At 72.1% G+C, this 5,385-nt stretch carries 7 protein-coding genes; 2 read left to right on the top strand and 5 right to left on the bottom strand.

Translation table 11 applies throughout. The features are described from left to right. Positions 1 to 1,442: DEAD/DEAH box helicase (locus VR44_RS35445; protein ID WP_425424559.1), on the bottom strand; the 1,442-nt coding region annotated here is incomplete at its 3' end. Positions 1,443 to 1,841: 399 nt separating this feature from the next. Between VR44_RS35445 and VR44_RS35440 the strand changes: the two genes are divergently transcribed. Beyond that, on the top strand, positions 1,842 to 2,600 hold the full coding sequence (locus VR44_RS35440) for a ferritin-like fold-containing protein (protein ID WP_045951760.1): 759 nt from the start codon (positions 1,842 to 1,844) through the stop codon (positions 2,598 to 2,600). Positions 2,601 to 2,656: 56 nt separating this feature from the next. On the opposite strand, the gene VR44_RS35435 is transcribed toward VR44_RS35440, so the two are convergent. The 4 genes from VR44_RS35435 to VR44_RS35420 all read right to left on the bottom strand — a co-directional run bounded on the left by VR44_RS35435 (position 2,657) and on the right by VR44_RS35420 (position 4,460). Beyond that, complete coding sequence (locus VR44_RS35435) at positions 2,657 to 2,959, bottom strand: hypothetical protein (protein WP_384758347.1); 303 nt, start codon at positions 2,957 to 2,959, stop codon at positions 2,657 to 2,659. A gap of 117 nt (positions 2,960 to 3,076) precedes the next feature. Continuing rightward, positions 3,077 to 3,304, bottom strand: a complete 228-nt coding sequence (locus VR44_RS35430) for a DUF3107 domain-containing protein (RefSeq protein ID WP_045951759.1) — start codon at positions 3,302 to 3,304, stop codon at positions 3,077 to 3,079. Positions 3,305 to 3,448: 144 nt separating this feature from the next. After that, positions 3,449 to 4,087 (bottom strand): TetR/AcrR family transcriptional regulator, encoded by a 639-nt coding sequence (locus VR44_RS35425; protein ID WP_007266374.1) that lies wholly within the window; start codon positions 4,085 to 4,087, stop codon positions 3,449 to 3,451. 157 nt (positions 4,088 to 4,244) lie between these two features. Further along, the gene (locus VR44_RS35420; RefSeq protein ID WP_045951758.1) at positions 4,245 to 4,460 is read right to left on the bottom strand and encodes a hypothetical protein; all 216 of its coding nucleotides are present in this window, start codon (positions 4,458 to 4,460) and stop codon (positions 4,245 to 4,247) included. 131 nt (positions 4,461 to 4,591) lie between these two features. Here VR44_RS35420 and VR44_RS35415 point away from each other — a divergent pair. After that, the coding region (locus tag VR44_RS35415) for an alpha/beta hydrolase (RefSeq protein ID WP_045951757.1) at positions 4,592 to 5,385 on the top strand (794 nt) is incomplete at its 3' end.

Genomic DNA, 5,385 nt, shown 5'->3' with positions numbered 1-5,385 from the left:
GCGGGAGCCTCGGCGGCCGGGGACGCCACGGCGGCCTCGGCCTCGGCGCCGAGCTCCGAACCGCCACGGGTGCGGCGGCGCTGGCGCGGCGTACGGGTCCGGGCCGGACGCTCCTCGGCCGGAGCGGCAGCGCCGCGGCCGCCGCGGCCACCGCGCCCGCCGGTCTCGCCCAGGTCCTCCAGCTCCTCGGCCTTCAGGCCGGCCCGCGTGCGCTCGGCGCGCGGCAGGATGCCCTTGGTGCCGGCCGGGATGCCCAGCTCCTCGTACAGGTGCGGGGAGGTGGAGTACGTCTCGACGGGGTCGTGGAAGTCCAGCTCCAGCGCCTTGTTGATCAGCTGCCAGCGCGGGATGTCGTCCCAGTCGACCAGGGTGACGGCGGTGCCCTTGTTGCCCGCGCGGCCGGTGCGGCCCACGCGGTGCAGGAAGGTCTTCTCGTCCTCCGGCGTCTGGTAGTTGATGACGTGGGTCACGCCCTCGACGTCGATGCCGCGCGCGGCGACGTCGGTGCACACCAGCACGTCGACCTTGCCGTTGCGGAACGCGCGCAGCGCCTGCTCGCGGGCGCCCTGGCCCAGGTCGCCGTGGACGGCGCCGGAGGCGAAGCCGCGCCGCTCCAGCTGCTCGGCGATGTCGGCGGCCGTGCGCTTGGTGCGGCAGAAGATCATGGCCAGCCCGCGGCCCTCGGCCTGCAGGATGCGGGAGACGAGCTCCGGCTTGTCCATGTTGTGCGCGCGGAAGACGTGCTGCTTGATGTTGGCGACGGTCGCGCCCTCGCCGTCCTCGGAGACGGCGCGGATGTGCGTCGGCTGCGACATGTAGCGGCGGGCGAGGCCGATGACGGCGCCCGGCATGGTCGCCGAGAACAGCATCGTCTGCCGCTTGGCGGGCAGCAGGTTCATGATCTTCTCGACGTCGGGCAGGAAGCCCAGGTCGAGCATCTCGTCGGCCTCGTCGAGGACGAGGGCCTTGACGCGGGACAGGTCGAGCTTCTTCTGCCCGGCCAGGTCCAGCAGGCGGCCCGGGGTGCCGACGATCACGTCGACGCCCTTCTGGAGCGCCTCGACCTGGGGCTCGTACGCGCGGCCGCCGTATATGGCGAGGACGCGGACGTTGCGGACCTTGCCCGCGGTCAGCAGGTCGTTGGTGACCTGGGTGCACAGCTCGCGGGTCGGAACCACCACGAGGGCCTGCGGGGCGTCGGTCAGCTGCTCGGGCGTGGCCCGGCCGGCCTCGACGTCCGCGGGGACGACGACCCGCTCCAGCAGCGGAAGGCCGAAACCGAGCGTCTTGCCGGTTCCGGTCTTCGCCTGGCCGATGACGTCCGTGCCGGAGAGGGCGACGGGGAGGGTCATCTCCTGGATCGGGAAGGGGGACACGATGCCGACGGCTTCCAGGGCCTCGGCGGTCTCGGGGAAGATCCCGAGTTCTCGGAACGTAGTCAGGGTGCTGCCTCTTCTGTGAGACGCGGCGTGAGGCGGCGAGGGGGGTCCTACCGTGCCGGGCTTGCGGTACTGCGCCCACCCGGGGTCGGGCGGGTCGTACGAAGCTGCGCGGGACCACTGCCATCGCTCAGGCGCTCGTGCCGCTGAGGGGGCCCCTCGTGGAGGCGGTACGCATGGGCGTACTCCCCGCGCCGAGGGCGGTCGGGTGGAGCCGATCGGGCCACCGACCGGGCATCCTCATTCGGATGGCCCGCCGAGTATTCGGCAGGCGCATTACCACTGTACCCCGGAATCGCGCAGGTGTGTCGGGTGAATTCACCACGTAGGCGGGTTTACACGGACCGGGAGCACGTAGGAGTGGTGACTTGTCCCGCCTTTAGGCGGGCTATTGTGCGGAGCATGTCGACCGTTGAAAACGCATCTCCCGCCGACGAGAACGCCCCGGCCGGGGCGCAGGGCATCGCCGCCCAGGACTGGGCGACCGCCTCCGCCTCCCCGCAGTACCGGGCCGCCGTCGTGGACCTCCTCGGCGCGCTGGCGTACGGGGAACTCGCGGCCTTCGAGCGCCTCGCGGAGGACGCGAAGCTCGCGCCCACCCTGGGCGACAAGGCCGAACTGGCGAAGATGGCCTCCGCCGAGTTCCACCACTTCGAGCGGCTGCGCGACCGGCTCGCGGCGATCGACGCCGAGCCGACCGCCGCCATGGAGCCCTTCGCCAAGGGCGTGGACGACTTCCACCGCCAGACCGCCCCCTCGGACTGGCTGGAGGGCCTGGTCAAGGCGTACGTCGGCGACTCGATCGCCAGCGACTTCTACCGCGAGGTCGCCACCCACCTCGACAGCGACACCCGCGCCCTGGTCGTCGGCGTGCTCGACGACACCGGCCACGGCGGTTTCGCCGTGGAGAAGGTGCGCGCGGCGATCGAGGCGGACCCGCGCGTCGGCGGCCGGCTCGCCCTGTGGGCGCGCCGTCTGATGGGCGAGGCCCTCTCGCAGGCCCAGCGGGTGGTCGCCGAGCGCGACGCGCTGTCGACCATGCTGGTCGGCGGGGTGGACGGGATGGCGGCCGGCTTCGACCTGGCGGCCGTCGGCGAGATGTTCACCCGGATCACCAAGGCCCACACCAAGCGCATGGCCGCCCTCGGCCTCGCCGCGTAGCGCTCCCCGCGCCTCACGGGGCGCGGAACGCCGGCCCCTACGGCCGGCGGCGGTCCTCAGCTCCGCGACGGAAGCGAAAACGGAGGGCGGCGCGGACCCCCGCCGCCCCCGGCGGCGGGGCGCAGCAGCAGGGAGAGCACGACGGCCGACACCCCGAGTCCGCCCAGCAGGGTGGCGAGCAGGGTGTTGTGCCCCGGCCCCAGCGACATATGCGTCAGGTAGGCCCCGAACAGGGCCCCGGCCACCCCGCTGACCAGCACCGTTCGGGTGGAGGGCAGTCGTTTGGCGAGTACCCGCACGGCCACGCCCGCGAGGGCGAGGCCCAGCAGACCGGAGCCGACGGCCTCCATCAGCATCATCTGGTCACTCCCCTACGTCAGGGCAAACCGGGTCACTGCGGTCCTACCCGAAGCGGAAGAAACGGAAACGGCCCGGCGGAACCATCCGCCGGGCCGTTCCACTCGTACTCGAGTGCCTCAGAGCGCTCCGAAACCGACCTTGCGCTGCGTCGGCTCGCCGAGGTCGACGTACGCCAGACGGTCGGACGGCACCAGGACCTTGCGGCCCTTGACGTCGGTCAGGCTCAGCAGCGGCGCGGTGCCGGACAGGGCTTCGGCGACGATGCCCTCCAGCTCCTCGGCGCTCAGGCCGCTCTCCAGCACGATCTCCCGGGGTGCGTGCTGCACGCCGATCTTGACCTCCACGGCTTTGTCCCTCCGACGGTCCGGTTCGCGCGATCAGCCGCGCCGTACCCGGTCCACATTAGCCCGGTGAGGGGACACGATCGGCTCGCGGCGGACACGCTCGCAGCGAACAGCGGCCGGTCAGGCCTCCGGCCGGACTTCCGCTCAGGCCTCCGTGCCGTGCAGCGGGAAGCCGGCGATGCCGCGCCAGGCGAGCGAGGTCAGCAGACCCACCGCCGTGTCACGGGCGACCGGGCTCTCACTGGACAGCCAGTACCGGGCCACGACCTGCGAGACCCCGCCCAGGCCCACGGCCAGCAGCATCGACTCGTCCTTCGACAGGCCCGTGTCCTCGGCGATCACGTCCGAGATGGCCTCCGCGCACTGCAGCGACACCCGGTCGACGCGCTCGCGCACCGCCGGCTCGTTCGTCAGGTCCGACTCGAACACCAGCCGGAACGCGCCACCCTCGTCCTCCACGTACGCGAAGTAGGCGTCCATGGTCGCCGCCACGCGCAGCTTGTTGTCACTCGTGGACTCCAGCGCTCCGCGCACCGCCTGCAGCAGGTTCTCGCAGTGCTGGTCCAGCAGCGCCAGGTACAGGTCGAGCTTGCCGGGGAAGTGCTGGTACAGCACCGGCTTGCTGACGCCCGCCCGCTCCGCGATGTCGTCCATGGCCGCAGCGTGGTAACCCTGCGCGACGAACACCTCCTGGGCAGCACCCAGCAACTGGTTGCGCCGGGCACGGCGCGGCAGCCGCGTACCCCGCGGACGCGCTGCCTCGGTCTGCTCGATGGCTGTCACGCCGCCTCCCACTTTCTCTAAGAACACAGTGCGCTCTGCGCCGCGCCGCCATCGTACTTTTCGGTAACCGGATCTGGTGGGTTCAAGCCTACTTTTCTCGCTGTGCGGACGGCCTGGTCACACCCCGGACACGCTGGTCAGCGCCTGGCAGATGCTGTCAGCGGTAGTCCTCCTCGTCCAGGGGCACGACCCGGGCCTGTTCCGCGGCGTCCGCCTCCGGGGCATCCTCCCGGTCCCCGCCGGTGAGCGGATCGTCCTCCTGCGGCTGGACGTCGGTGAGTTGCTCGGCGGCGTCCGCCTCCGGGGCCTCGTCGTCGAGCGGGTCCGCGAACCGGTCCCGGAAGCTGTCCGGTTCGGCAGGGTCGACAGTCATTCCACTCCCCTCGCCTTCGCTCGTCCTCCTACGAGCCTAGGAGGATCGGCAGCCCGCCGCCAGACGGTCCTGTGACCGCGAACACAAGGGAACGCAGGGGGGTGAGCGTGATCGTCTCGTAACATTGGCCCATGTCTTCGACCGAGCTGCCGGGCGTACGGTCCACCGCCGAGCCGACCTCCCAGGTGGGGGCCGTCCGGGTGGCCGAAGGAGAGGGGCTGCGCACCGTCGCGCTGCCGGGCCTGGAGATGAACGTACGTTTCCGGCCACCGCAGCGGGAGGGCCTGCCGCCCGCGCTGTTCGTGCACGGACTCGGCGGCTCCTCCCAGAACTGGTCGGCGCTCATGGAGCAGCTCGCCGACAGCGTCGACGGCGAGGCGGTCGACCTGCCCGGCTTCGGCTGGTCCCCGCCGCCCGCCGACCGCGACTACTCGGTCACGGGGTTGGCCCGCGCCGTCATCCGCCACCTGGACGCCGCCGGACGCGGTCCGGTGCACCTGTTCGGCAACTCCCTCGGCGGCGCCGTCTCCACCCGGATCGCGGCCGTCCGCCCCGACCTCGTGCGCACCCTGACGCTGGTCTCGCCCGCCCTGCCCGAGCTGCGCGTGCAGAGCTCGGCCGTGCCCACCGCCCTCCTCGCCCTGCCCGGCGTGCCCGCCCTCTTCGGGCGCCTCACCCGGCACCTGACGGCGGAACAGCGCACCCGGGGGGTGACGGACCTCTGTTACGGAGACCCCTCACGGGTGACACCCGAGGGCTTCGCCAACGCCGTCGAGGAGATGGAACGGCGCATGGCCCTGCCGTACTTCTGGGAGGCGATGAGCCGTTCCTCGCGGGGGATCGTCGACGCCTACACCCTCGGCGGGCAACACGGGCTGTGGCGCCAGGCGCAACGCGTGCTCGCGCCGACCCTGCTGGTCTACGG

It is taken from the genome of Streptomyces katrae (genome assembly GCF_000966975.1).
Classification (GTDB): domain Bacteria; phylum Actinomycetota; class Actinomycetes; order Streptomycetales; family Streptomycetaceae; genus Streptomyces; species Streptomyces katrae.
Note: the sequence above shows the minus strand (reverse complement) of the source record. Positions and strands in the feature narration are given on the sequence as shown.

Bases quoted from the DNA above. Each gene is read 5' to 3' on its own strand.
- VR44_RS35440 (WP_045951760.1), top strand. From the start codon at position 1,842: ATGTCGACCGTTGAAAACGCATCTCCCGCCGACGAGAACGCCCCGGCC.
- VR44_RS35435 (WP_384758347.1), bottom strand. From the start codon at position 2,959: ATGATGCTGATGGAGGCCGTCGGCTCCGGTCTGCTGGGCCTCGCCCTC.
- VR44_RS35420 (WP_045951758.1), bottom strand. From the start codon at position 4,460: ATGACTGTCGACCCTGCCGAACCGGACAGCTTCCGGGACCGGTTCGCG.